The 23,409-nt window shown below is 68.8% G+C and carries 20 protein-coding genes; 9 read left to right on the top strand and 11 right to left on the bottom strand.

Annotated features, from left to right (window positions below; all coding sequences use genetic code 11):
• Window positions 1-4: 4 nt before the first annotated feature.
• From ACIRCZ_RS14755 to ACIRCZ_RS14745, 3 genes are all read right to left on the bottom strand, one after another.
• Window positions 5-1,501, bottom strand: a complete 1,497-nt coding sequence (locus tag ACIRCZ_RS14755; protein WP_402854392.1) for an ABC transporter substrate-binding protein — start codon at window positions 1,499-1,501, stop codon at window positions 5-7.
• A gap of 71 nt (window positions 1,502-1,572) precedes the next feature.
• Window positions 1,573-2,316 (bottom strand): DUF1684 domain-containing protein, encoded by a 744-nt coding sequence (locus ACIRCZ_RS14750; protein ID WP_402854390.1) that lies wholly within the window; start codon window positions 2,314-2,316, stop codon window positions 1,573-1,575.
• A gap of 48 nt (window positions 2,317-2,364) precedes the next feature.
• Complete coding sequence (locus ACIRCZ_RS14745; RefSeq protein ID WP_055890943.1) at window positions 2,365-2,745, bottom strand: hypothetical protein; 381 nt, start codon at window positions 2,743-2,745, stop codon at window positions 2,365-2,367.
• A 337-nt stretch (window positions 2,746-3,082) separates the two neighbouring features.
• Between ACIRCZ_RS14745 and ACIRCZ_RS14740 the strand changes: the two genes are divergently transcribed.
• Window positions 3,083-3,331 (top strand): WhiB family transcriptional regulator, encoded by a 249-nt coding sequence (locus tag ACIRCZ_RS14740; protein WP_055890939.1) that lies wholly within the window; start codon window positions 3,083-3,085, stop codon window positions 3,329-3,331.
• 108 nt (window positions 3,332-3,439) lie between these two features.
• Here the strand turns inward: ACIRCZ_RS14740 and ACIRCZ_RS14735 are convergent, their stop codons facing one another.
• Window positions 3,440-4,933, bottom strand: a complete 1,494-nt coding sequence (locus ACIRCZ_RS14735; RefSeq protein WP_402854387.1) for a sensor histidine kinase — start codon at window positions 4,931-4,933, stop codon at window positions 3,440-3,442.
• A 188-nt stretch (window positions 4,934-5,121) separates the two neighbouring features.
• Here ACIRCZ_RS14735 and ACIRCZ_RS14730 point away from each other — a divergent pair, with 188 nt between their 5' ends.
• The gene (locus ACIRCZ_RS14730) at window positions 5,122-5,622 is read left to right on the top strand and encodes an Rv3235 family protein (RefSeq protein WP_402854385.1); all 501 of its coding nucleotides are present in this window, start codon (window positions 5,122-5,124) and stop codon (window positions 5,620-5,622) included.
• Window positions 5,623-5,715: 93 nt separating this feature from the next.
• Here ACIRCZ_RS14730 and secA read toward each other — a convergent pair whose 3' ends face one another.
• From secA to mtrA, 6 genes are all read right to left on the bottom strand, one after another.
• Complete coding sequence (gene secA, locus ACIRCZ_RS14725; RefSeq protein WP_402854383.1) at window positions 5,716-8,523, bottom strand: preprotein translocase subunit SecA; 2,808 nt, start codon at window positions 8,521-8,523, stop codon at window positions 5,716-5,718.
• Between the two features lie 224 nt (window positions 8,524-8,747).
• A complete protein-coding gene (gene hpf / locus ACIRCZ_RS14720; RefSeq protein ID WP_055890928.1) occupies window positions 8,748-9,452 on the bottom strand; it encodes a ribosome hibernation-promoting factor, HPF/YfiA family in 705 nt (234 codons plus the stop codon).
• Between the two features lie 149 nt (window positions 9,453-9,601).
• A complete protein-coding gene (locus tag ACIRCZ_RS14715; RefSeq protein WP_402854380.1) occupies window positions 9,602-10,366 on the bottom strand; it encodes a ComF family protein in 765 nt (254 codons plus the stop codon).
• 113 nt (window positions 10,367-10,479) lie between these two features.
• Window positions 10,480-12,180, bottom strand: coding sequence for a GerMN domain-containing protein (locus ACIRCZ_RS14710; RefSeq protein ID WP_402854378.1), 1,701 nt, complete (start codon window positions 12,178-12,180; stop codon window positions 10,480-10,482).
• Complete coding sequence (gene mtrB, locus ACIRCZ_RS14705) at window positions 12,177-13,880, bottom strand: MtrAB system histidine kinase MtrB (protein WP_402854376.1); 1,704 nt, start codon at window positions 13,878-13,880, stop codon at window positions 12,177-12,179. Before mtrB ends, ACIRCZ_RS14710 begins: the two co-directional genes overlap by 4 nt.
• Before the next feature lie 21 nt (window positions 13,881-13,901).
• Window positions 13,902-14,585, bottom strand: coding sequence for an MtrAB system response regulator MtrA (gene mtrA / locus ACIRCZ_RS14700; protein WP_055890916.1), 684 nt, complete (start codon window positions 14,583-14,585; stop codon window positions 13,902-13,904).
• Window positions 14,586-14,787: 202 nt separating this feature from the next.
• Between mtrA and ACIRCZ_RS14695 the strand changes: the two genes are divergently transcribed.
• From ACIRCZ_RS14695 to ACIRCZ_RS14675, 5 genes are read left to right on the top strand one after another with little or no spacing between them, the layout of a single operon-like run.
• The gene (locus ACIRCZ_RS14695; RefSeq protein ID WP_402854374.1) at window positions 14,788-16,158 is read left to right on the top strand and encodes a hypothetical protein; all 1,371 of its coding nucleotides are present in this window, start codon (window positions 14,788-14,790) and stop codon (window positions 16,156-16,158) included.
• Complete coding sequence (locus ACIRCZ_RS14690; RefSeq protein WP_402854372.1) at window positions 16,155-16,838, top strand: DUF4129 domain-containing protein; 684 nt, start codon at window positions 16,155-16,157, stop codon at window positions 16,836-16,838. The genes ACIRCZ_RS14695 and ACIRCZ_RS14690 overlap by 4 nt, the downstream gene beginning before the upstream one ends.
• Entirely contained in the window at window positions 16,835-18,133 is a 1,299-nt protein-coding gene (locus ACIRCZ_RS14685; RefSeq protein ID WP_402854370.1) for a DUF4350 domain-containing protein, read from the top strand. Before ACIRCZ_RS14690 ends, ACIRCZ_RS14685 begins: the two co-directional genes overlap by 4 nt.
• Window positions 18,130-19,203 carry a MoxR family ATPase gene (locus tag ACIRCZ_RS14680; RefSeq protein ID WP_235500343.1) on the top strand — a complete coding sequence of 358 codons (1,074 nt, stop codon included), beginning with the start codon at window positions 18,130-18,132 and terminating at the stop codon, window positions 19,201-19,203. Before ACIRCZ_RS14685 ends, ACIRCZ_RS14680 begins: the two co-directional genes overlap by 4 nt.
• An 8-nt stretch (window positions 19,204-19,211) precedes the next feature.
• Complete coding sequence (locus ACIRCZ_RS14675; RefSeq protein WP_402854367.1) at window positions 19,212-20,543, top strand: DUF58 domain-containing protein; 1,332 nt, start codon at window positions 19,212-19,214, stop codon at window positions 20,541-20,543.
• Window positions 20,544-20,599: 56 nt separating this feature from the next.
• On the opposite strand, the gene ACIRCZ_RS14670 is transcribed toward ACIRCZ_RS14675, so the two are convergent.
• Complete coding sequence (locus ACIRCZ_RS14670; RefSeq protein ID WP_402854365.1) at window positions 20,600-21,595, bottom strand: stage II sporulation protein M; 996 nt, start codon at window positions 21,593-21,595, stop codon at window positions 20,600-20,602.
• 17 nt (window positions 21,596-21,612) lie between these two features.
• Between ACIRCZ_RS14670 and ACIRCZ_RS14665 the strand changes: the two genes are divergently transcribed.
• Together ACIRCZ_RS14665 and ACIRCZ_RS14660 are read left to right on the top strand one after the other, a co-directional pair.
• Window positions 21,613-22,464 carry an RDD family protein gene (locus ACIRCZ_RS14665; protein WP_402854363.1) on the top strand — a complete coding sequence of 284 codons (852 nt, stop codon included), beginning with the start codon at window positions 21,613-21,615 and terminating at the stop codon, window positions 22,462-22,464.
• Window positions 22,465-22,471: 7 nt separating this feature from the next.
• Window positions 22,472-23,383 carry a cyclase family protein gene (locus tag ACIRCZ_RS14660; protein ID WP_402854361.1) on the top strand — a complete coding sequence of 304 codons (912 nt, stop codon included), beginning with the start codon at window positions 22,472-22,474 and terminating at the stop codon, window positions 23,381-23,383.
• The last annotated feature ends 26 nt before the right edge of the window (window positions 23,384-23,409 follow it).

The following is a 23,409-nucleotide window of genomic DNA, read 5'->3' as shown; positions in this document are numbered from 1 at the left end:
CTGTCTACTTCTTGACGATGTCGTACGCGTAGAACTGCGAGTTCAGCCCGTTGACCGGGTACCCGCTGACGTCACTCGACGCGACGACGATCTGCGGGTAGAGGTACAGCCAGGCGCTGGCGGCGTCTTTCGCGATCTGCTCGTTGACGAGCTTCAGCTTGGCGGTCTGCTCCGCGGTGCTCGTCGCCTGCTCTGCTTCGTTCACCCACTGGGTGACCTGCGGGTTGTCGTAGCCCCAGTAGAAGTCGGGGTTTCCGTACCAGACCACGTCGCGGTCGTTGACGTGCTCCTGCAGCGTTGCGGCGAAGTCGTGGTTCTTGAACACCTTCGTGTACCACTCGTCTGCCGAGATGGAGTTGATGTTGACCGTGATGCCGACCTTGGCCAGCTCGCTCTTCAGGAACTCGGCGACCGCGGGGTGCGGGTCGTAGGTCGGGGTGTCGAGAGTGAACGTGAAGCCGTTCGGGAGGCCGGCCTCTGCCAGCTCCTTCTTGGCGAGGGTCACGTCGTACGGGTTGACCTTGGTGAGGTCTTCGTACCAGGGGTCGCTCGGCGGGACCATCGAGCCGATCAGCGTGCCGTACTTGCCCCAGATGGAGCTCAGCAGCTTCTTGGTGTCGATGGCGGAGTACACGGCCTTGCGGACCTCGGCCTTGTCGAACGGCGCGACCTTGTCGTTGAAGGCCAGCAGCTCCTTCGTGGTCGACTTGCCGTTGGTGATCGTGTAGTCCTTGTTGCCGTCGAACTGGGTCAGCGCATCCGGGCTCTGGATGCTGGTGACCACATCCACCTGGTTGGTGAGGAGGGCGTTGGAGAGCGCGGTGGCGTCGGTGAAGTAGTCGTAGACGACTTCCTTGTTCTTCGCCTTGCTGCCCCAGTATTCGCTGTTGCGCTCGAGGCTGAGCGAGCTGCCGCGCTTCCAGGTGCCGAGCGTGTACGGGCCGGTGCCGTCCTCCGCCGTCTTGTAGTTCTTGGCGCCAGGGCCGTAGATCCAGATGTAGCTCAGGTTGTACGGCAGCGAGATCGAGCGCGACTTCAGCGAGATGACGACGGTCTTGTCGTCCGGCGTGGCGATGCCGGAGATGACGGCGAGCTGCGACTTGCGCGCCGACTGCGAGTCCGCGGCGGTCACCCGCTCGATGCTGCTCTTGACGTCCGCGCTGGTCAGCGGCTTGCCTGAGTGGAACTTCACGCCGTCGCGCAGGGTGAACGTGTATGTGAGGCCGTCCTCGCTCGCGGTGTATTTCGTGGCGAGCAGCGGCTCGACCTTGCCGTCGTCGGTGAGCTTGAACAGGCCTTCGTAGACGTTGCCGTTCAGGGCTTCTGTGACGCCCTGCCCTCCGCCTGCGGTGTTGTCGAGGTTGACCGGCTCGTACAGCGAGCCGATGGCGATGGATGCGTCAGCGCCGCTCGACGACGACGATGCGCCCGAGCAGCCGGCGAGCGCCAGCGTGGTGGCGACGGCCGTGGCGAGCACGACGAGAATGGACTTCTTTCTCAACGGAGTTCTCCTGGTGGGGGTGAGGGGGTTGCTGTGCTGTGAAGCGTGTGCTGTGGTGCTGGTGCGCTGTACTAGTGCGCTGCGCCGTCGCGGAACACGACGATCTTCTCGCCTGCTTCGACGGGGATGTCGAAGCGGTTGTTGCGCGGAGGGAGCGGGCAGTTGTACTGGTCGGAGAAACCGCACGGCGGCACGAACGCGCGGTTGAAGTCGAGGATGGCCTTCTCGCCGTCGTGCTGCACGAACAGGAAGCGGCCTGAGCCGTACGTGCCGTTCGCTCCGTCGGCGCCGTTGGTCGGGTCGCCGAACACGAGCAGGAGGGTGCCGTCGTCGTCGAACGCGCTGAGCGAGTACGAGACGCCGTCCTTGCTGAAGGTGATGTCGCCCGGCACGACGAGATCGCGCGTTCCACCGTTGTCGCGGATGTGCTCGAACGGCACCGTGCGGGCGCCGTCGACCGGCGTGAAGGTCGCCTCGATGACCCAGTCCGGGTCGAACGGGAAGGCGGTGACGGTCTCGAACGCCTGGATCGCCGGTGAGTTCGCATCCCAGAGTCGGATGCCGCGCTCCGGCTGCCCTGTGTCGAGGTTCGTGCGGGTGAGCTCGGTGGCGGTGACCGTCTCCGGCTGACCGGCCAGCGCATCCTGAGCCGTCGTCTCGTCGCCGGGCTGCAGCCAGCGGGTCTCGATGAGGCTGAGGTTCCCCGTTGCGGATACCACGGAGGAGAGGCGGGCGTCGCGCCACGCCTGATGGCCGGCGCGGGCTTCGTCGATGGTGGATGCGGAGGCGAGCGGGGCGGAGGATGTTTCAGTCACGATGTCGGGCATAACCATCCGAGTGTGCGACTTGTTCCCGCTTCCGCCCTATTCGTGTTGCGGAGTGTTGCGCGTCGTCGCCTTCACGACCTGCGGAGAGACGGCGAGGACGATGCCGACCACGGCGGGGACGAGCAGCGCCCAGCCCAGATCCGGACGAGCGTACAGGCCCTGGAACGAGCCGACAGCGACCGCGATCTGCAGGATCTGGATGGTCACCGCCGACGCTCGCGACCAATTCTGCGCGCGCAGCGCCCCGATCGCCGTCGCGACGACCCAGATCGCGGCGAGCACGACGAGCACGACGATGGCGACGGCCGTCGCGAACGACTCCGGCCGCTGCGTGAGCAGCTCGACGAGCAGCCAGACGGCCGCTCCCGCGACGAGGGCGGCCTCGAGGAAGAGCAGGACGGAGAGCGCGATGAGCATGGGGGGGCGCCGAGCGGCGCCTTGGCCGGCTCCAGTGCCGCCGACGCGGTCGCTCACGGCGTCGCCGACTGGGTCCGTGGAACGATTGGACTGGTCCCCATCCGGGGGCGGAACTCTAGCACTCATTCATTTCTCGCTTGTGTTCACAGCGTTATCTCATACAAAACTATTGATTCGGATTATGCGCTATGGGAGCATATTCGAGGTCGAGTTAGCGCTCACAGGGTCGTGGGCAGGTCTATCCCCCACGGATCATTCACCCTGTAGCTCGACTGCTTAACATGCATCCTAGGCCGTCGTGGCCGGGGAACAATCAGCAAACAAGGAGCACATTTTCATGGACTGGCGCGACAAAGCTGCCTGCCTCACCGCGGACCCCGAACTCTTCTTCCCCGTCGGCAACACCGGGCCCGCAGTCGACCAGATCGACAAGGCCAAGTCCGTGTGCGCACGCTGCACCGTGACGGAGATCTGCCTGCAGTACGCGCTGGAGACCGGCCAGGACTCCGGCGTCTGGGGCGGTCTCTCCGAGGACGAGCGCCGCGCTCTCAAGCGTCGCGCAGCACGCGCCCGCCGCGCTTCCTGACCCGCAACATCACCCGCGCACGCCGAGGCGCTCCCTCACACACCTAGCAGAAGAGGGAGCGGCCTCGGCTTTCGTTTGTCGGCGCGCAACCGGCCGGACAACCGGACGCTACGACTTGGTGAGGTAGCGCAACGGCACCTCGATGGTCACCTCTGTGCCCTGGCCCATCATCGTGTGCCAGTCGATCGTGCCACCGAGCTCGCCCTGGATGAGGGTGCGCACGATCTGCGTGCCGAGCCCGCTGCCGACCTTGCCCTCCGGCAGGCCGGAGCCGTTGTCGACGACTTTGACCGTGAGCGAATCCTCCGAACGGTTCGCGATGATCTCGACCTGACCTTCGCGGCCGGCGAGACCGTGCTCGACAGCGTTCGTGACGAGTTCGGTCAGCGCGAGCGCGAGCGGGGTCGCGTACTCGCTGGGCAGTGAGCCGAAACTGCCGGACGACTTGGGATGCACGGTGGTGTTGTGGCTCGACGCCACCTCCGCCACGAGCAGCAGCACGCGGGCGAACACGTCGTCGAAGTCGACGATCTGGTTGAGGCCGGTGGAGAGCGTGTCGTGCACGACCGCGATGGCAGCCACCCGGCGCATCGCCTGGCTGAGGGCCTCCCGCGCCTCCTCGGAGTGCGTGCGACGCGCCTGGATGCGCAGCAGGGATGCGACGGTCTGCAGGTTGTTCTTGACCCTGTGGTGGATCTCGCGGATGGTCGCGTCCTTGGTGATGAGCTCGCGCTCCTGGTGGCGCAGCTCCGACACATCGCGGCAAAGCACGATCGCACCGACCCTCTCCCCCCTGTTGCGGATCGGGATGGCCCGGAGAGACACGGTGACGCCGCGCGCCTCGATGTCCGTGCGCCAGGGCGCGCGCCCCGTGACGACGAGCGGCAGGGACTCGTCGACGGTCATCCTGCCGGAGAGCAGGCGCGTGGTGACCGTCGCGAGCGACTCGCCCTCGAGCTCCTCCGTGAAGCCCATCCTGTTGAACGCGCTGAGGGCGTTGGGGCTCGCGAAGGTGGTGATGCCGTCCACGTCGAGTCTGATCAGGCCATCGGATGCGCGGGGCGCACCGCGTCGAGGACCGCTCGGCGCCCCGAGATCGGGGAAGTCCCCCGTCGCGATCATGTTGAACAGGTCGTTCGCGCAGGCGTTGAACGTGAGCTCCTGGCGCCCCGGTGTTCGCGCCTCACTGAGGTTCGAGTGCCGCGTGATGACGGCGACGGGCTGCTCGGCGGTCTGCGGGGAATTGACGCTCAGCCTGCGGATGACCGGCACGGCGAGCACGCGGGTCGGCGTCTCCTCGAACCAGTCCGGCGCGTTGGTGTCGATGATCTGTTTGGTCTCGAACGCATCGGTGACCTGCTGGCGCCACTCCGGCTTGATCCGCTGCCCGACGAAGTCGCGGTAGAACAGCGTCGCAGCGCTCGACGGTCGAGCGTGGGCCACCGCGACGAAGTCGTCGTCCGTCGTCGGCACCCAGAGCACGATGTCGGCAAAGGCGAGGTCGGCGAGGAGCTGCCAGTCGCCGACGAGGCCGTGGAGCCAATCGACATCCTCCTCCGAGGAACGGCCATGGGCTTGCACGAGATCACTGAGCGTCGACACGCCCCTAGTCTAGGCAGAACCTCGAAATGATCACGGATGTTATCCACAGCCCGTGTTAGAGCCCTGGACGCCCAGGGGATGCGCCTGCTTGAGTGGCTCCCACGCGACGGCCGAAGTGGGACGGCTTCCGCCGCCGCTGCCGATGAAAGCCGCCGCGCAGCAGCGGCCACGTTTGAGGGGATTCTCCTGTGAGCACCGTGCTCGATCACAACCATGACCGCTACAGGCCGGTGGGCCTGCCGCCGCACCCTGGCCGTGCCGGGCGGGTGGGAGCCGCTGCACGAGGGGGCGAGGCCCGCCGCGCACCGCATCCTGTGGTGGAGCTGCCGATCGTCACCGACGACAGCGGCTTCCCCGACCCAGCACCCCTGGTCGCCAACCTCGCGCTCTGCGTTGTGGAGATTCTCGCGGGGGCGAGGAACATCGACCAGCTCAGCCGCTGGGTGAGTGACGACGTCTTCATCCATCTGCTGCGCCGCTCCGCGATCGCGGCGCGCACCAGACGGCTCACAGGGGCCACCGTGCAACGGCCGCGTCTGCTGGTCGGCGACCCTGTCGTCGCGCGGCCACTGGACGGCGTCGTCGAGGCGGTGGTGCTCGTGCACCAGCCGAACAGGTCCAGGGCTGTCGCCATCCGGCTCGACGCCGTCGGGGAGCGCTGGCGGGCGAGCGCGATCAGCGTGCTGTGACCGTGAGGGCTGCCCTGCTCACGGCCGCTCGACGGCGGGGTGAGACGCGAATGGCCGCCCCGATCGGGACGGCCATCACGTGATCGGCGCTGGTCAGCCCTTCTTGCCCTGTGCGCGACGCTCCGCACGGTTGGCGGGAGCCGGCGCGTCGCTGTCGCTGACGCGCTGACCGAATGCGCCGCGCTGCGTCGCACCCTGCGCAGGCGGTGCCGACGCCTCGTTGAGCTGCTGCTGGGTGCGCTGCGCGCGCGCCGTCGCGCTCTGCTCGATCTGTCCACGCTGGTTGCGCACCTCGACGCCGCCGGCGTCGCTCGGGGCGGAGTAGCTGAGGCGGGCCTCGCCTTCGCCACGGCCGAGCCCCTTGGCAGCGACGCTCGGAGCCTCGACCTCGCCTGGCGCCTCGTTGACCTCCACCTCGAGGTTGAACAGGAAGCCGACGGTCTCCTCGCGGATCGACCCCATCATCTGCTGGAACATCGCGTAGCCCTCGCGCTGGTACTCGACCAGCGGGTCGCGCTGCGCCATGGCGCGCAGGCCGATGCCGTCCTTGAGGTAGTCCATCTCGTAGAGGTGGTCTCGCCAGCGGCGGTCGATCACCGACAGCACCACCCGGCGCTCCAGTTCGCGCATCGCCGGGGAACCGAGCGATTCTTCGCGCTTCTGGTAAGCGATCCGCGCATCCGACAGGATCTCGCGACGCATGAAGTCGCGGTTGATCTTGCCCTTGTTGCCCGCCTCGGTGATGACCTCGTCGATCGTCACGCCCACCGGGTAGAGGGTCTTGAGCTCGGCCCACAGGGCGTCGAAGTCCCAGTCGTCTCCGTTGCCCTCACCGGTGTGCTGGTCGAGGATGTCGTCGATCACCTCGGTGAGGAACTGCTGGGTGCGCTCGTGCAGGTCGTCGCCCTCGAGGATGTGCCTGCGGTCGCCGTAGATCGCCTCGCGCTGCCGGTTGAGGACGTCGTCGTACTTGAGGACGTTCTTGCGGATCTCCGCGTTCCGCGCCTCGACCTGCGACTGCGCGCTGCGGATGGCCCTGCTGACCACCTTCGACTCGATGGCGAGGTCGTCGGGGACGTTGCCCCTGCCCATCAGCGTCTCGGCTGCGCCCGCGTTGAAGAGGCGCATCAGGTCGTCGGTCAGCGACAGGTAGAAGCGGCTCTCGCCTGGGTCACCCTGACGGCCGGAACGACCACGGAGCTGGTTGTCGATGCGGCGCGACTCGTGGCGCTCGGTGCCGAGCACGTAGAGACCGCCGGCCTCGACGACCTTGTCCGCCTCGGTCTGCACCTTCTCCTTGACTGAGCTGAAGACCTCGTCCCACGCCGCCTCGTACTCCTCCGGGGTGTCGACAGGCGACAGGCCGCGGGAGTTCATCTCGGCGACGGCGATGAACTCGGCGTTTCCGCCGAGCATGATGTCCGTTCCACGTCCCGCCATGTTGGTCGCGACGGTCACGGCGCCGAGGCGGCCTGCCTGCGCGACGATCGCGGCCTCACGGGCGTGGTTCTTCGCGTTCAGGACCTCGTGACGCACGCCCTTCTTCGCGAGCAGACGCGACAGGTACTCGCTCTTCTCGACGCTGGTCGTTCCGACGAGGACGGGCTGGCCCTTCTCGTGGCGCTTGGCGATGTCTTCGACGACCTGGGCGAACTTCGCCTGCTCGTTCTTGTAGACGAGGTCGGACTGGTCGATCCTCTGCATCGGCTTGTTGGTCGGGATGGGGACGACGCCGAGCTTGTACGTGCTCATGAACTCGGCCGCCTCTGTCTCGGCGGTACCGGTCATGCCGGACAGCTTCTTGTACAGGCGGAAGTAGTTCTGCAAGGTCACGGTGGCGAGGGTCTGGTTCTCGGCCTTGACCTCGACGCCCTCCTTGGCCTCGATGGCCTGGTGGATGCCCTCGTTGTACCTGCGGCCCATCAGGATGCGGCCGGTGTGCTCGTCGACGATCAGCACCTCGCCGTTCATCACGACGTAGTCCTTGTCGCGCTTGAACAGGGCGTTCGCCTTGATCGCGTTGTTCAAGAACGAGATGAGGGGCGTGTTGGCCGACTCGTACAGGTTGTCGATGCCGAGGTAGTCCTCGACCTTCTCGATGCCTGGCTCGAGCACGCCGACGGTGCGCTTCTTCTCGTCGATCTCGTAGTCGACCTCCGGCTCGAGTCGCTTGGCGAGGTTGGCGAACTCGTTGAACCAGCGGTTCGCCTCGCCGGACGACGGCCCGGAGATGATCAGCGGGGTGCGCGCCTCGTCGATGAGGATCGAGTCCACCTCGTCGACGATCGCGAAGAAGTGGCCGCGCTGCACCATGTCGCTCGCCTGCCACGCCATGTTGTCGCGCAGATAGTCGAAGCCGAACTCGTTGTTGGTGCCGTATGTGATGTCGGCCGCGTACTGCTCGCGGCGCTCCTCCGGCGTCTGGCCCGCGAGGATCACGCCGGTGGTCATGCCGAGCGCGCGGAAGACGCGGCCCATGAGCTCCGACTGGTAGCTGGCCAGGTAGTCGTTGACCGTGATGACGTGGACGCCGCGGCTGGAGATCGCGTTGAGGTACGCGGCCGTCGTCGCAACGAGGGTTTTGCCTTCACCCGTCTTCATCTCGGCGATGTTGCCGAGGTGCAGGGCGGCGCCGCCCATGATCTGCACGTCGAAGTGACGCATCCCGAGCGTGCGCTTCGCCGCCTCGCGGACGGCGGCGAACGCCTCAGGCAGGAGGTCGTCGAGCGACTCTCCGTTGCTGTAGCGCTCCCGCAGTTCGACGGTCTCGTGCATCAGCTCTTCGTCGGTGAGCTCGCTGAAGTCGTCTTCGAGCGCGTTCACCGCTTTGGCGTACGCCTCCAGGCGGCGGAGGGTGCGACCCTCACCGACACGGAGGACCTTTTCCAGTACTGAGGCCACTTATGCACTCCACTTTGTTTGTTCAGGCTGGTATCGCCTGTCGCCCAGTCGGGCGCACGTCGAACCGCCGACCTGGGCCGACGCTAGACATATCGTACTTGTTCCGCCATTGCGTTCGGAGGGTAGTTCCTGTGAGGGCGCTCCGGAAAGCGAAGCGCCGATGGCGACGGCCGCCTGGGCCGCCACCATCGGCGCGGAATCGGCGCTGCAGGAGCGCAGTCGGCTCAGCTGCCGAGCTTGCGGCTCGCCGTCGCGACCTCCTGGAGTTCGTCTGCTTCGTCGTCCAGGGCGATCACGCCGTAGTCCCAGCCCTTGCGTCGGTAGACGACGCTCGGGCGCTGGTTCTCCTGGTCGATGAAGAGGTAGAAGTCGTGGCCGACGAGTTCCATGTAATACAGGGCGTCGTCGACTGTCATCGGGACGGAGGCGAAGACCTTCTTGCGGATGACGACGGGGCAGTAGTCGTCCTCCGCCTCCGCGGCGGCCTCCGCATCATCGGAGACGACGGGAACGCTTCCCGTCCTCACCTGATCGAGTACCGCGACAGGAGCCGCAGCGAGTCCGACGGTGCTGAAACCGTCCGTGCTCGCCTCTCGGAGCGATGTCGGCCTGTGCTGGCCGCGATGCACCTTGCGACGATCCTTCGCCCTGCGCACCCGTTCGAGGAGCTTCCCGAGGGCGATGTCGAACGCCGCGTACTTGTCGGTCCCGGTCGCTTCCGACCTCACGACGGCCTTCGGGCCGACGAGAGTCAGTTCGACGCGATCATCGCCGTTCTGGGAGCCGACCTTCTCGTTGTGGCGGCTGACCTTGATCTCGAAAGAGATCGCGCGTTCGGCGAGGTGCGAGACCTTTTCCGCCTTCTCAGTCGCGTATTCACGGAAACGATCGGTGATGCCCAGGTTGCGTCCGATGATGTTGATGTCCATGGAGACCTCCCTGTTCCGGCGTGCCGTCCGCCCGGATCACGAAGGGCGGGTCGTCCACACCTTTTCGACCACCGTAGTGCCGTCTGCCTCGGAAGTGAACAGGGAGAACCGGACTATCTGCCGAACCTTTCCCGTGCACTCCCCGAGGGTCACGCGACGACCGGCGAGCCGCCTCGCAACGGCGTGCGTGCGACTGCTACCGCGAACACGACCCTGCCCCCGGCGGCGGTGATCGCCCGTGCAGCTTCGCGCACCGTCGCCCCGGTCGTGACGATGTCGTCGACGATCACGCAGTCCCTTCCCCGCAGCCGGCGGGACGCGACCATGCTGCCCGCTCTGTTGCGCGTCCGCTGCTGCGCGGTCAGCCCTGCCTGGTCCTCTGTCTGCCTGGTGAGGCGCAGAGCACGCCACAACGGAGGGACCAGGATGCGCGACCTCCGCAGGAGGAGCGCCGTCGGATGGTATCCCCTGCGGCGGAACGCTGCGCGCGTGGACGGGATGACGACGGGGAGCAGCGCGTGCCGCGCATCCACCGGCGGATGCGGCTGGAGCCCGGCCCGCGTCCTGGCCCGCGACCCGGCCCCCGAGTCGGCCCCCGGGCCGGCCTGAGACTGCGCCGTCACGATCGCGGCACGCAGCGTGACGGCGAGCGCGGAAGCGGCGTCCGTGCGACCGGAGTCCTTGTACGCCAGCAGCACACGGCGAACGACGCCGTCGTATGCGAGGGCTGCGAACAGGGGCGGAGCTGCGCCCTCCGCCGCGATCATGCCAGGCAGGAGCGCGGCGGAGCACGCGGCGCACACCGCTCTGTCTTCTTCGCCGCAGCCGCTGCACTGCACGGGTTGCAGCACCGCGGCCGCGTCGAGGATGGATTCTCTGAGCTGGTTCGTTCTGAGCTGGTTCGTCGTCGTCATGGTTCGAGCCTGCGCGCTCAGCGGTCAGCGTGGCGGGGCGTCGACGGACCAGTGGAGAACGTGGGCAGAGCGCTGGTTGTGGAGGGATCCTGCTCAGCAGCCCGGTGCGCAGGTCACGGCTGGCCGAGTTGCACGGCGACGGCCCCCACCTTGTCGGTCTGCGCCTGCCAGCCCGTGCCCGTCGGCGCCTGCAGCGAGCCGTCCGAGGTCAGCACCAGGTACCGCGAGAGGCCGCCTGCGCCGACGATCGTCGTCCCGCCGCCCGGCCCTGCCGTGGTCGTCGACGTCCCTCCGATCGTCTGCTCTGTGATGGAGGTCGCATCCCCCGTCGTGTTGCTGAGCACAGCGACGGTGAGCTCGCCTGTCCACGCGACGGAACGCGGCGTCCCAGCGCCGACCGCCAGCTCGACCGGCTCCGTGAGACCGGTGGGAACACCGGCCTCCCCTCGCACGATCCCCGCGGCCACGAGCAGCGACTGTGCGCCGTTCTTCAGCAGTGCCACGATGCGCGTTCCATCCCGCGAGACGGCGATCGACACGATGGCGGTCGCCGACGGCCACTCGGTCTTGATGGCGTGGGCCTGCCCGTCCGGGCTGTACGCCTGCAGGGCTCCAGGGCTCGCCTGCGGAACCGACCAGACCCAGCCGCTGGTGTCGATGACCGGCGCGATCAGGCCGGGTCGCGCATCCACCTTGGCCGGCTCTGCGCTCTTGCGCACGAAGTACGCAGCCCCGTGGGACTGCACAGCGGCCTCGTCCCGTGCGGCGTTCAGTGCGACGGCGGTCGGCTGCAGGGCGATGATCTTGTCGCTCATCCCGCTGAGCTCGGTGACGCTCGACCCGCTCAGCAGGCCGAACGTGTTCTGACGGTAGACGATGGCGTGCGAGTCGACGGGAGGGTCCTGCGCCGGGGCGTTCGCGTCGCTGAGCGGAGGGATCTGCTGCTGGTTGCCCTCGATGGAGATTTCGACCGACTGCGCGAGGCTGCCGAGGCTCTGTTCGAGTTCGAGCTGCATCCGCTGCAACGCCATCGTGTCCGCCTGGCCGGCCTCCGAGCTGAGATCGACCCTGGCGACGCCTCCCGAGGTCGTCACCGACGGCAGCGCGAGCTGGGTGCCCTGCGGGAAGGCGCTGGTCACCGCCCCGGTCAGCCACTTGGATGGGCCGGCCAGGATCGCGCTCGCCACCCTCGTCGCCGCCGTGGCGACGCGGGCGGGGAACCACCGCGCATCCGGGACCAGGTAGGCGTAGTCGGGACTGAAGAAGTAGATCGGCTGCTGCGAGTAGACGGAGCGGAACGTCGGGTCGTCGATGACGACGCCGTTCGGGGCGACCGCGATCCGCCACTCGCCGTCCTGCTTCTCGAGTTCGTAGCGGAGCCCGACGGGAGCCGTGCTCGTGACGGGGTGGTACGCACCCGCACTGTCGACGTTGGCGACGGGGTTGACCGATACGCTCCACTGGTTGTCGTCGTGGTCGAACGAGCGGTTCCTGCCGTCGTCGACGGTCACGGACTCGTCCGGGTTCCACTTGGCGGACATCGACCTGGTGAGGTACTTCCTGGCGATGTCGAAGTTGTTCTTCGGGCTCGACGCCGCGTCGATGAAGCCCTGCACGATGCGCTGCTGGGTCGCGCCCTTCTCCGGAGGAGACGGGTTGAAGTCGAGGTCGAGCGGGTCGTTCACCTGGGCGACAGGGCCGCCCTGGCGCACCGGCCCTGAGCTCGGGATGCTCGCGCACGCGGCGAGGACGACCAGCACGGCCACAGCGACCACGCCGGCGACGGCGCGGCGCAACGAGCGGCGGGCGGTCATGTTCTGGCTCCTCTGTCGGTGAACTGCTCGTCTGCGGCGTGACCGTGCACCCGCGCGCCCCCATCGGTGACCGCGGCATCGGTCGCCGCCGCACCGGTCGCCGCTGCATCCGTGGCTCCTGCGTCCGTCGGCGGCAGCGGAAGCGGCGACGATGCGATCTCCTTGCCGGAGACCCGCGGGAGCGTCAGCCGGAAGCACGAGCCTGCGCCAGGCGCGGACCAGACCTGCAGCCAGCCGGAGTGCAGCGTCGCGTCCTCCAGCGAGATCGCGAGCCCGAGGCCCGTGCCGCCGATGGTGCGCTTGCGCGAAGGGTCGGCCCTCCAGAACCGGTCGAACACGTGGTTGACCTCCTGCTGGCTCATCCCGATCCCGTAGTCGCGCACGGTGAGCGCGACGGCGCTCTCGTTGCTGTCGACCGTGACGACGACCGGCTTGCCGTCTCCGTGCTCGATGGCGTTGCCGATGAGGTTGCGCACCACGCGCCGGATGCGCCTCGGGTCCATGCCGACGTCGAAGTAGCCGCCTGGCGCATCCAGTCGCAGCTCCGAGCCGTTCTGCTCCGCGAGGGTGCGCAGCTCGTCCACCACGTCGTCGGCGAGCCGCACCAGGTTGGTCGGCTCCGGGTCGAGGGCGACGGAACCGGCGTCGTACCTGCTGATCTCGAGCAGGTCGGAGAGCAGCCGGTCGAAGCGCTCGATCTGGGTGTGCAGCAGCTCTGCGGTGCGCTCGGTGGCGGGCGGGAACGACTCGCGCTGGTCGTAGATCACGTCGCCTGCCAGCCGGATGGTCGTGAGCGGTGTGCGCAGCTCGTGCGAGACGTCGGAGACGAACCGCTGCTGCAGCTGCGACAGCGTCGCGAGCTGGTTGATCTGGCTCTGCAGACTGTCCGCCATCCCGTTGAACGAGCGGGCGAGCGACGCGAACACGTCCTCGCCGTGCTCCGGGATGCGCACGGCCAGGTCGCCGGCGGCGAGGCGCTCGCTGGTCTCGGCAGCGACCCGGATCGGCTGGACGGCGAACCGCACGATCACCCAGGTGATCGCCCCGATCAGCAGGATGAGCGCGAACCCGGCGAGCAGCAGCGTGCCCTGCACGAACAGCAGCGTGTTCTCCGAGTCGCGGAGGTTGTAGCCGATGTAGAGCTCGTAGTGCCCGAAGCTCGGGAGCGTGAGCTGCGTGCCGACGACGATGCCGGGGTCGGTCGTCCCGTTCCCCGCAGGCAACGCGACGGACTGGTAGAACTGCTTGGTCCCTCCGTTCTGCACCTGCTGACGCAGCTCGTCGGAGATCACGCCGTTCAGCCCTGGGCTCGCCCTGTCAGGAGGGGCGGGGATGGAGACGTCCTGGCCTGGCACGCGGTACGCGGCGATGAGTCTGCTCGATGTCGCGCCCTGCACGGTCTGCAGCGTGGAGTTGAGGAGGTTCTTACCGGAGTCGGAGGCGGAGACGTCCGAGGCGTTCAGGGTCGACTGCGCGGAGGTGGTCGCCCTGCTGGAGTCGCGGAGCGCCTGGTCGAGGCGCGACTGATAGAGGTCGTTGCTGATGCTGAGGGCCATGTAGATGCCCGTCACCAGGATGGCGATGCCGGTCAGCAGTAGGGTGATCGCGACGGTGCGGACCTGCAGCGAGCGCCGCCAGACGCCCACGAGCTGCGAGGGGAGCTGCCGCCACCATCGCCCGTCCATCCACCTGTACCGCATCGGGCCGCCGCGTCCGGCGTGCTACGTGACGGCGCCGGCGCGGTAGCCGACCCCGCGCACGGTCATCACGATCTTGGGGTTGTCCGGGTCCTGCTCGACCTTGGCGCGCAGCCGCTGCACGTGCACGTTCACCAGGCGGGTGTCCGCCTTGTAGTGGTAACCCCAGACCTGCTCGAGCAGCATCTCGCGGGTGAACACCTGCTGCGGCTTCGAGGCGAGCGCGAGCAGCAGGTCGAACTCGAGAGGCGTGAGGTTGATGCGGGCGTCGCCGCGCTTGACCTCGTGGCCCGCGACGTCGACGACCAGGTCGCCGATGCGGAGCTGTTCGGCTGCCGGCACAGTGGATGCAGGCCGCAGCCTGGTCTTGATCCGCGCGACGAGCTCTTTCGGGTTGAACGGCTTGACCATGTAGTCGTCCGCGCCGGACTCGAGGCCCTTGACGACATCGGCGGTGTCCGACTTGGCGGTGAGCATGATGACGGGCGTTCCCGACTCCGCTCTGATGCGGCTGCACACCTCGATGCCGTCGAGACCGGGGAGCATGAGGTCGAGCAGGACGAGGTCGGGCTTCGAGGAGCGGAAGATATCGACGGCGAGCGCGCCGTCCTCGCAGAAGACGGGGTCGAATCCCTCGGTGCGAAGCACGATGCCGATCATCTCGGCGAGGGCGGTGTCGTCGTCGACCACCAGGATGCGACTGTTCATGTCCGAAGTTTCCCACAACCATTCTCGGGCGGCCGGTTACCACTGAGGCCCCGATGACCGCTGAAGTCTCTGTGCAAGCGTAGTGGAGACTCCTGCGCCACCCGTGAAAGCCAGCCGAACGTGCCCTGTGGGTGGGGCAGTGCTCGTGGCGCGGATGTGCCAGCATGGGGTGCGGAAGACGCACGGGAAAGAGGGGCACCGCGTGACCGACGAGCAGAACTGGCAGGCACCGGGGTCTCAAGCAGACGCGGGAGCCGGCCACGAGCAGGCGCCAGTGCCGCCTGCGCCGCGCTACGGCGAGTACGCGCCGGACAATAGCCAGCCTCAGGGCTACGGCCAGCAGCAGGGCCAGCAGCAGGGCCAGCAGCAGGGCCAGCAGCAGCCTGGCCCCGGCTATCCTCCTCCCGGCTTCGCGTACGGCCGGCCTGGCCAGGGGTTCCCGCAGCAGCCAGGCTGGACTCCCCCGCCGAAGCCCGGCCTCATCCCGCTGCGGCCGCTCGGCTTCGGCACCCTCATCGGCGCGCCGTTCCAGACCCTTCGGCGCAATCCCAAGATCACGGTCGGCGCCGCCCTGCTGCTGCGGGGCATCCCGTCGATCATCGCGAGCGTGCTCATCTTCTTCGGCATCTATCTGCTGTTGGACAGGGCGGCCAACGCGACAGCGGACGACCGCAGCGCGCTCCTGGCGGGAGCAGCGGGCGGGACGATCGTGCTCGGCCTGCTCTCCGCCGTGATCGACGGCATCTCCAGTGCGCTGCTGCAGGGCGTCATCGTCGGAGAGGTCGCCCGCGGAACCGTCGGTGAGAAGCTGACCTTCCGCGGCATCTGGCAGCTCGTGCGGGGTCGCGTCGGCGCGCTGATCGGCTGGACGTTCCTGGTCGCCCTGGCGTGGATCGTCGCCGCTGCGCTCGTCATCGTCGTGGCCGCCGTGCTGTTCGCTCTCGGTCCCGCCGGAGTGGTCGGCGGTGTGCTCGTGCTCATCTTCGGTTTCCTCGGCCTCGTCGCCCTCGCCATCTGGCTGAACACCAAGCTCGTGCTCGTGCCGAGCGCCATCGTGCTCGAGCGGCTTCCGATCCGCAGGGCGATGGCCCGCTCCTGGGGGCTCACCAGCGGATACTTCTGGAAGACTTTCGGCACGGTCGCCCTGATCGCCGTGATCGTCTACGCGGTGGCGCAGATCATCTCGATCCCGTTCGGCGTCGTCGGCGGAATCGTCGGAGGCATCTTCGCCCCGACGTCGCTCTCGTCCCCTGACTCGGCGAGCTTCAGCCAGGTGCTGACCAGCCAGATCGGCGTCAACCTGCTGGCGAGCGTCGTCGGCGCGATCGTCGGCGCGATCATGGGCGTCGTGCAGACCTCCGTCGTCGCGCTCATCTACATCGACCTCCGGATGCGCAAGGAGGGCCTGGACCTGCAGCTCGTGCGCTTCGTTGAGGCACGGCAGACCGGTCAGGATGCGCAGGATCCATACCTCGCCGGTCCAGTCTTCGTTCCGCCTGCTGCGTCGTATCCGCCTGCGCCGGGGTCGTATCCGCCTCCCGGCTCCTGGCCTCCTCCCCCGCCTGGCGCATGACGGTCGGCCTCCTCTCCGCATTCGTCGCCTTGGTGCGCGCGGACGTCCCCGTCGACCCGAGCTCGCCAGACGCCCGCCAGTGGATCGGCGACGAGCTCGCCAAGCCCGAGTACCAGACGGCGAAGCCGACGTGGTTCGACCTGGCGTCCAAGGCCGTCCAGGACTGGATCGCGTCACTGTTCCAGGGGCCTGGCGGCTCCGCCGGCCCTGTGCTGCTGCTCGCGGTGGTGCTGGTGATCGCGGGGCTGATCGTCGCGGCGTTCTTCATCTTCGGGCGCCCGCGCATCAACAGGAGGACGGCGGACGGCCGCCGCTCCCTGTTCGGCGACGACGATACGCGAACGGCGGCGCAGCTCAGGCGTTCCGCCGCGGCCGCCGCGTCGGCGGGCGACTGGGTCCAGGCGATCGAGGAGCAGTTCCGCGCCGTCGCGCAGGGCCTGGACGAGCGCACCATCGTGACGGTGAGCCCCGGGACGACCGCGAACGAGTTCGCTCACCGCGCTGCGAGCGCCGTGCCTGCTGAACGGGAGCGTCTGCTCGCCGCGGCCCGCGCGTTCGACGATGTCCGCTACCTGGAACGCCAGGGGACGGAGGCGCAGTACCAGCATCTCGTCGCCCTCGACCAGAGCCTGCAGGATGCGCGACTGCCGTCGCCGATGCGCGCCGAGGCGGCCCGATGACGGCACAGGGCACCGCGCAGACGCTCGAGCGCGAGCACGATACAGGGGCTGCACCGAGCGGGCCGTCCGAGGCTGCGGCCGTCTCCCCCGGCCTCCGTCAGGTCGGGAGGAAGAGCATCCCGTGGATCGTGCTGGCGGCGATCGCGGTGTTCGTCGCGCTTCTGGGCGTTCTGCTCACGGGAGGCGGCGCGCGCGTCGGCGTCCCGATGGATGCTGCGAACGCCGGCCCCATCGGCGCGAAGGCGGTCGCCCAGGTACTCAGGGGCCAGGGCGTCGCCGTGCACAGCGCGACCACACTGAGCCAGGTGGAGGATGCCGCCACCGACGACACGACCGTCCTCGTCTTCGACCCCGCCGGCAACCTCGATTCGAGCGGATACGACCGGCTCACCTCGGTCGCGAGCACGATCGTGGTCGTCGAGCCCGACTTCGACGCGCTGAACAGGCTCGCTCCGCACGTGTCGGCGGCAGGGGCGGTCTCCGCCACGACCCCGATCGCCTCCGGCTGCTCCGTGCCGGCCGCCGTCCGGGCGGAGACCATCGACCCGACGCCGACAGAGACCACGAAAGACGTCAGTTTCGCCGGTTCGTTCCGCGTCGACGGAGGGGACGCGCTCGGCTGCTTCCGCACGGGGACCGACAGGTACTCGTTCGTGACGACCAGGTCGGACGGCCGCACGATCGACCTGATCGGCTCGGCGAGCATCCTGATGAACGACGGTGTCGACCGGGCAGGCAACGCCGCGCTCGCGCTCAGCGTCCTCGGACAGCACCGCACGCTCGTCTGGTACCTGCCGAGCATCGACGACCGGCCGGTCACCGGGCCACCGGACATCGGCGCGCTCACGCCCGGCTGGGTGACGCCGGTCGTGATCCTGCTCGTGCTCGTCTTCATCGCAGCGGCGTTCTGGCGTGGGCGGCGCTTCGGCCCTCTGGTGGTCGAGAACCTGCCGGTCGTCGTCCGCGCAGGCGAGACGCGCGAAGGCCGCGCCCGGCTGTACCAGCGCTCGTCCGCCCGTCTGCGTGCCGCGGATGCGCTGCGCATCGGCGCTGTCGGACGCCTGGCCTCCGCGACCGGCCTGCCGCGCGCGGCGACCGCCGTCGAGATCGCGGACGCCGTCGCACCGGCGACAGGGCGGGACAGAGCGGCCGTGCACAGAACCCTGATCGACGCCGTGCCTCGCACGGACGCCGACCTGATCGCCCTGTCAGACGATCTGGCAGAGCTCGAACGAGCCACCGCAGCAGCAGCCACCCCCGCACCGCCGGGGCCGACCGGAAGAATGGATGCATGACCGACGTCACGACAGGATCGAGCGGAGCCCCCATCCACAGCCAGAACCCCGCGCAGGCGACGCCGCCCTCCGCACCGCAGCACGCTGCACAGCAGCAGCCGCAGGCCGGCACGACGGACTCGACAGCCCTGCGCCACGCGCTCGCCCGCGTGCGCACCGAGGTCGGCAAGGCGGTCGTCGGGCAGGATGGCGCCGTCACCGGGCTGATCATCGCGCTGCTCGCCCGCGGTCACGTGCTGCTGGAGGGCGTGCCGGGCGTCGCGAAGACCCTGCTGGTGCGATCGCTGAGCGAGGCGCTCAGCCTGGACACCAAGCGCATCCAGTTCACGCCGGACCTCATGCCCGGGGACGTGACGGGGTCGCTGGTCTACGACGGCCGGACGGGCGGCTTCGAGTTCCGCGAGGGCCCGGTGTTCACGAACATCCTGCTCGCAGACGAGATCAACAGGACGCCACCGAAGACGCAGTCTGCTCTGCTGGAGGCGATGGAGGAGCGCCAGGTCAGCGTCGACGGCGTCAGCCGCCAGCTGCCAGACCCGTTCATCGTGGCGGCGACGCAGAACCCGATCGAATACGAAGGCACGTACTCGCTGCCAGAGGCGCAGCTCGACCGCTTCCTGCTCAAGCTGACCCTGGATGTGCCACCGCGCGACACCGAGGTGGAGGTGCTGCGCCGTCATGCGGCCGGTTTCAACCCGCGCGACCTCGCGGCGGCCGGCGTCACGCCGGCACTCAGCGCCGCAGAGCTGCACGCAGCACGCGCCGCAGCCGCATCCGTCGGAGCGACGGGCGACGTGCTCGCGTACATCGTCGACCTGGCACGCGCCACGCGCACCAGCCCGTCTGTGAAGCTCGGTGTGAGCCCGCGCGGCACGACGGCGCTGCTCGCAGCGGCCAAGGCGTGGGCGTGGCTGTCCGGCTACGACTCGATCACCCCCGACCACGTGCAGGCGATGCTGGTGCCGGTCTGGAGGCACAGGGTGCAGCTGCGGCCGGAGGCCGAGCTGGAGGGCGTCGGGGTCGATGCCATCCTGCGGTCGATCGTGCAGCAGGTCCAGGTTCCGATCTAGGCCGCCGCGTGACCGTATCCGGACGTTTCGTCGCCCTGCTCGCGCTCGGGGCGATCCCCGTCGTGCTGTTCGGCGGGGCAGAGGGCGCCTCGTATCTCGCGCTCGGCGCCTGGGTGCTGCTCTGCGTGCTCCTCGGCCTGCTCGATCTCGTGTTCGCTGGGTCGCCGCGCCGCGTCGCGTTGGAGCGCTCGCTCCCGGCCAGAGTGCGTCTCGGAACGGAGGCGTCGAGCGAGCTGCTCGTGACGAACACGGGCGGCAGGGCCATCCGCGGCACGGTCAGGGATGCCTGGGAGCCGTCGGCGGGCCTCGACAGGTCGCGCACGAGCGTCTCCATCCCCGCAGGGGAGCGCAGACGGATCACGGCGACGCTGACCCCGTGGCGACGTGGAGAGCGCCGGGTGTCCCAGGTGACCATCCGGTCGTGGGGGCCGCTGCACCTCTGGGCACGACAGGCGACGCTCGAAGCGCCGGGGCGCATCAGGGTGCTGCCGCCGTTCACGTCCCGCAAGCACCTCCCCTCGCGGCTGGCGCGGCTGCGCGAGCTGGACGGGACCACCAGCGTGATGCTGCGCGGGCAGGGCACAGAGTTCGACTCGCTGCGCGAGTACGTGCGCGGAGACGACGTGCGCTCCATCGACTGGCGTGCGACCGCACGCCGCCACGACCCGAACAGCGGCCGCGGAGCCCGCGTGATGGTGCGCACCTGGCGGCCCGAGCGGGACAGACGCGTGGTCATCGTCATCGACACGGCGCGCACCTCTGCCGCGCGGATCGGCGACGAACCGCGCATCGACACGGCGTTCGAGGCCTCCCTGCTGCTCGCCGCGCTGGCGACACGAGCGGGAGACAGAGTCGATCTGCTCGCATACGACCGCGCGGTGCGGGGACGGGTGCAGGGAGCCACAGGTCCGGAGCTGCTGTCCAGGATGGTCGACGCGATGGCGGGCATCGAGCCAGCGCTGATCGAGATGGACTGGTCGGCGGTCCCCGCGCAGGTGTCCGCGATCACGAGCCAGCGCTCTCTGGTCGTGCTGCTGACCTCCGTGGAGTCGCCCGGCGCATCCCGTGGGCTGCTGTCCGTGCTGCCGCAGCTCACGAAGAAGCACATCGTGGTGGTCGCGTCGGTGACCGACCCAGAGTCGATCCAGGCGGCAGGCCGGCGGAAGAACCGCGAGGAGGTGTATCGCGCGGCCGCGGCGGAACGCTCGCTGCTGGATGTGAGCCGGGTGACGGCCGGGATCCAGCGGCTGGGGGCGGATGTGGTGACCGGATCCCCGGAGGACCTGCCACCCGCACTGAGCGACGTCTACCTGGCGCTGAAGGCGGCCGGTCGGCTGTAGGCGCCTCCTGGTAGCTGCCTACTGCTGTCTGCCTACTGGCGCACGATGGCCGGGCGTCAGCCGGCCACGACGCGGCGCGAGCCTGACTCGTACTCCGTCAGGTCGCCCGTCTCGCCGAGGCGCACCGCGCGACGGCCGAGCACCAGCATGTACGCGAGGAACGCCGCGAGCGCGAGAGCGCCGATCGTGATCTTCGCCCAGACCGGAAGCTCGGACGGCGTCACGAAGCCCTCGATCAGGCCGGAGACGAACAGTGAGATCGCGCATCCCACAGCGACGGTGAACAAGGCGCGGCCGTCCTCGGCGAGCGCTTGAGCGCGGGTGCGGGCGCCCGGCGCGATCCAGGCCCAGAAGATCCGCAGGCCCGCAGCAGCGGCAACGAAGACGCTGGTGAGCTCGAGCATCCCGTGCGGCAGGATGTACGAGAACATCACGTCGCCGCGCCCGTACGCGAACATCACACCGGCCGCCGTGCCGACGCCGATGGCGTTCTGCAGCAGCACGAACGGCACGTAGACGCCGGTGATGCCGAACGCGATGCACTGCGCTGCGATCCAGGCGTTGTTCGTCCAGACCTGGCCGGAGAACGACGCGGCGGGGTTGTTCGAGTAGTAGTCGATGAACGAGTGGTCGACGTACTGCCGCAGCTGCGCATCGGTGCCGAAGTTGCGGAGCACCTCCGGGTTGCCGCTGATCCAGATCGCGTAGAGCGTCGCCACCACGACGGTGGCGACCGCGACCGCCAGCACCACCCACCGGATGCGGTACAGCGCTGCGGGGAGCTGGTAGACGAAGAACCGGGGCAGCATGGAGAACACGTTCGCGCCGGCGCCGGTGAACCGCAGGCGCGCGGAGGCGAGCGCGAGGGAGAGCCTGTCCCCGGTGGCCGTCGACCCTGCGATGGTCTTGATCGCGGACAGATCGGACGCACCGGACTGGTAGAGGTCGATGAGCTCGTCGGCTTCCCTGCCGTCGAGGCGGCGTCGTTTGGCGAGCTGGGCGAGTCTGTCCCAGTCTGCGCTGCGCGCTGCCGTATATGCGTCGAGATCCATCTGCTTGAATGATAGCCATGACGGCACCTGGCCAGACAGTCGCAGCGCCACCCCCATCCCGGGGCGAGCGCGAACTCGTCACGGGCGAGGCCGTCACCCTCGACGTCAAACCGGCGAGCTACATCCTGCGGGCGGCGGGCGCCGCCATCGACTGGCTGGTGTACATGCTGGTGATGTTCGGCTGCATCCTGCTGCTCGTCGCAACAGGCGGCGGCCTGGATGCGGCGGCAGGGAGGGCGCTCGTCGTCCTCATCCTGGTGTTCGGGATGGTCGTGCTCCCCACCACGGTCGAACTCGCGACCAGGGGAAAGTCGCTCGGGAAGCTCGCCGTCGGCGCGCGCATCGTCAGGGACGACGGCGGCGCGATCGGCTTCCGGCACGCGTTCATCCGGGCGCTCGTCGGCGTGCTGGAGATCTTCATGACCATCGGAGGCGTCGCAGCGCTCACCGGCCTCCTCAATGCCCGCTCCAAGCGCCTCGGCGACCTGCTGGCCGGCACGTACAGCCAGTACGAGCGTGCGCCGCAGGCGACGCCGCTCCCGCTCTACCTCGCCCCGCACCTGACCGGCTGGGCGCAGACGGCCGACGTGGCGAAGCTCCCGGACAGGCTGTCACGTCGCATCGCCCAGTTCGTGCGTCAGGCGCCGCAGCTCACGCAGGCAGCGCGTGCCGGCCTCAGCGCCGAACTCGCCGCCGAGGCGTCGGCGTACGTGTCCCCGCTTCCTCCTGTGGACGCCGAGACGTTCCTCGTGGCCGTCGCCCTCCTCCGCCGTCAGCGCGATGCGGCTGGGCTCGCCATCGAGCAGGCGCGCCTGCAGCGCCTCGAGCCGGTGCTCGACGGACTCCCCCACGCCTTCCCAGACCGCTAGGAGACCAGTGACCGAGTATCGCGCCCACTTCGACGCCACCGTGACGTTCGTCAACGGCGGAAGCCTGCAGACGAACGGGTTCCGGCTCGACCTGCCGGACGCCGAGCTGTCCGAGGAGCAGATCGCCGAGCTGTTCGTGCGGCACCTCGGGCTCGCGCTGGTCGGCGAGGTGCGGCTGAACGCGCTCCGCATCGTCGAGGAGCAGCACAGGGGCAGCAGAGGGATCAGCCCGGAGCTCGCTCGCGTGCCCGTGCCGGACAAAGCGCGCGTGGTCGACCTGAGCCACCGCATCCGGGCGGGGCTCGTCACCTACCCCGGTCTGCCCGCGCCGACGATCACGCCGCACCTGACCCGCGAGGCCTCGGTGGCGACGTATGCCCCCGGCACGCAGTTCGCGATGGACATCATCACGATGATCGGCAATACGGGCACGTATCTCGACAGCCCGTTCCACCGCTACGCGGACGGCGGCGACCTCGCGTCCCTCGATCTCTCGACGCTGGTCGGGCTCCCCGCCGAGGTCTTCCACCTCACCGACCTCGGTTCGCGTGGCATTCCGGCCACCGTCTTCCACGACCGCGAGCTGGCAGGCACGGCCGTGCTGCTGCACACCGGCTGGGATGCGCACTTCGGACAGCCGGAGTACGCCACGGGTGCGCCGTTCCTCACCGAAGACGGTGCACGTCACCTGGTGGATGCCGGGGTGACCCTGGTCGGCATCGACTCGCTCAACATCGACGACACGGAATCCGGTGGTGAGCGACCTGCGCACACACTGCTGCTGGCCGCCGGCATCCACGTGGTGGAACACCTGACGAATCTCGGCGAGGTTCCCGCGCGCGGCGCACGGTTCACCGCCGCGCCGCCCGCCGTCGAGGGGTTCGGAACCTTCCCCGTGCGGGCGTACGCGGAGGTCTAGCGCAGCGGCCGACCGGACCGGCGACG

Source organism: Leifsonia sp. NPDC102414, assembly GCF_044765685.1.
Lineage (GTDB): Bacteria > Actinomycetota > Actinomycetes > Actinomycetales > Microbacteriaceae > Leifsonia.
Note: the sequence above shows the minus strand (reverse complement) of the source record. Positions and strands in the feature narration are given on the sequence as shown.